Origin of the sequence: Streptomyces odonnellii (assembly GCF_000981895.1) — a bacterium.
GTDB lineage: Bacteria > Actinomycetota > Actinomycetes > Streptomycetales > Streptomycetaceae > Streptomyces > Streptomyces odonnellii.
Genome location: NZ_LATD01000611.1, coordinates 1 through 2,724, shown reverse-complemented (window position 1 = coordinate 2,724; position 2,724 = coordinate 1). Strand labels below are relative to the sequence as shown.

Genomic DNA, 2,724 nt, shown 5'->3' with positions numbered 1-2,724 from the left:
CCCCCCGCCCCGCCGTCCTGCTTAGCGCGCCGGCGCTTCGGGAACAGCCCTGGCGTGACCACGCTACGCATCGAGGACTACGCGCTCATCGGCGATCTCCAGACCGCCGCCCTGGTCGGCAGGAACGGTTCCATCGACTGGCTGTGCCTCCCCCGCTTCGACTCGGCGGCCTGCTTCGCCGCGCTGCTCGGTGACGAGGAGAACGGCCACTGGCGGATCGCCCCCACGGGCGCCGGGAACTGCACCCGGCGTGGCTATCTCGGCGAGACGCTGGTCCTTGAATCCGTCTGGGAGACCGGCACCGGCACGGTCAAGGTCATCGACTTCATGCCCCAGCGCGATCTCGCCCCCGACATCGTGCGGATCATCGAGGGCGTCAGCGGCTCGGTCGAGATGAGCGCCACCGTGCGGCTGCGCTTCGACTTCGGTTCCGTCGTCCCCTGGATGCGGCGCGCGGAGGGCCACCGGCTGGCGATCGCGGGTCCCGACTCCGTATGGCTGCGCAGCGAGCCCGCGGTCAGGACCTGGGGGCAGCAATTCAGCACCCGCTCGTCGTTCACCGTCTCCACGGGCGAGCGGGTCGCGTTCGTACTCACCTGGCACCCTTCGCACGAGGAGCGCCCGCCGCGCGTCGACCCGTTCGAATCGCTGGCGCAGTGCCTGGACGACTGGGCGGAGTGGGCGGCGCGCTGCCGGTACGCAGGTCCGTACCGTGCCGCCGTCATGCGCTCCCTCATCACTCTCAAGGCGCTGACATACGCTCCGACGGGCGGCATCGTCGCCGCGGCGACCACGTCCCTGCCGGAGCACCTGGGCGGTGTGCGCAACTGGGACTACCGCTACTGCTGGCTGCGCGACTCGACCCTGACACTGGGCGCGCTGCTGTCGGCCGGTTATGTGGAGGAGGCGGCGGCCTGGCGGGACTGGCTGCTGCGCGCGGTCGCAGGCGATCCGGCCGATCTTCAGATCATGTACGGACTGGCGGGCGAACGGCGGCTGCCGGAGAGCGAGCTGCCCTGGCTGGGAGGATATGAGCGCTCCGCTCCGGTGCGTACCGGCAACAGCGCGGTCGACCAGCTCCAACTCGATGTGTACGGGGAGGTCATCGACTCGCTCCATGTGGTGCGCGGGGCCGGTATTCCGCCGAAACTGCACGCCTGGCGGCTGGAGATGACGTTGCTGGACTTCCTGGAGTCGAAGTGGCGCGAGCCGGACGAGGGGCTGTGGGAGGTACGGGGAGGGCGCCGGCACTTCGTGCACTCCAAGGTGATGGCGTGGGTCGCCGCCGACCGGGCCGCGAAGACCCTGGAGAGCGACGCACGGCTCATCGGGGACGCGGACCGGTGGCGGGCGATGCGGGACGAGGTGCACCGGGAGGTGTGCGAGCGGGGGTACGACCCGGTACGGAACACCTTTACGCAGTCGTACGGTTCAGCCGAGCTGGACGCGGCGACGCTGCTCATTCCGCGGGTGGGGTTTCTGCCGCCGGACGATCCGCGGGTGATCGGTACGGTCGACGCGGTACGGGCGGAGCTGGGGCACGGCGGTCTGCTGCGCCGCTACAGCGGCGCGGCCGAGGCGGATGCGCTCGGGGGCACGGACGGGCTTGTGGAGGTGGACGGGCTGCCGGGTGCGGAAGGGGCGTTCCTGGCCTGTTCGTTCTGGCTGGCCGACGCGCTGCATTTGACGGGGCGTACGAAGGAGGCCAGGGAACTGTTCGAGCGGCTGCTCGCGCTCCGCAGCGATGTGGGGCTGCTCTCGGAGGAGTACGACCCGGTGACGCGTCGCCACCTCGGCAACTTTCCTCAGGCGTTCAGCCATATCGGACTTGTGACGACCGCCCTGACGCTGACCGGGGAGTGCACGGCAGGATAGGCCCATGGATCTTGGGCTGAAAGACCGTGTCTATGTCATAACGGGTGCGTCGCGGGGGCTGGGCCGCGCGAGCGCGGAGGCGCTGGTGGCGGACGGCGCAAAGGTCGTCGTCTCCGGACGGGACGAGCAGCATGTCGCGAAGGCCGCGGCGGCGTTGGGCCCCGACGCGTACGGGGTGGCCGGGGACAACGCGGACCCGGAGCTGGCGGGACGTCTGATCGCGACGGCGCGACGGGAGTTCGGGGGCTTCGACGGCATCCTGATCAGTGTCGGGGGCCCGCCTCCGGGGTCGCCCACGGGCAATACGGACGAGCAGTGGCGGGAGTCGTTCGAGTCGGTCTTCCTCGGGGCGGTACGGCTGGCGCGCGAGGCGGCGGCGGAGCTGGGTGAGGGGGGTGTCATCGGCTTCGTCCTGTCGGCCTCGGTCCACGAGACGATCCCGGGCCTGACGATCTCGAACGGCCTGCGGCCGGGGCTGGCGGGCTTCGCGAAGTCCCTGGCGTACGAGCTGGGTCCGCGCGGAATCAGGGTGCTGGGGCTGCTGCCGTACCGCATCGACACGGATCGCGTGCGTGAGCTGGACGCGCTGTCGGGGGACGCGGAGGGGGCGCGGGCGGCGGCGAGCGCGCGCATACCGATGCGGAGGTACGGGCGGGCGGAGGAGTTCGGCAGGACGGCGGCGTTTCTGCTGTCGCCGGCGGCGTCGTATCTGACGGGCATCATGCTCCCGGTGGACGGCGGCGCCCGCCACGGCTTCTGACCCAGGACCGCGCCCCGGACACCACTCGCTCGGGCTCTGCCGGTTATGCCCCGCACACCGCTGTGCGGGACATACCCCCTCCCCACCCC

At 71.1% G+C, this 2,724-nt stretch carries 2 protein-coding genes; both read left to right on the top strand.

Annotation, left to right across the window (positions count from 1 at the left end):
• Positions 1 to 54 precede the first annotated feature (54 nt).
• Positions 55 to 1,875 carry a glycoside hydrolase family 15 protein gene (locus WH07_RS35630; protein ID WP_046509387.1) on the top strand — a complete coding sequence of 607 codons (1,821 nt, stop codon included), beginning with the start codon at positions 55 to 57 and terminating at the stop codon, positions 1,873 to 1,875.
• Between the two features lie 4 nt (positions 1,876 to 1,879).
• Positions 1,880 to 2,635: an SDR family oxidoreductase gene (locus WH07_RS35625; protein WP_046509384.1), complete on the top strand. Its 756-nt coding sequence runs from the start codon at positions 1,880 to 1,882 to the stop codon at positions 2,633 to 2,635.
• Positions 2,636 to 2,724: the final 89 nt, after the last annotated feature.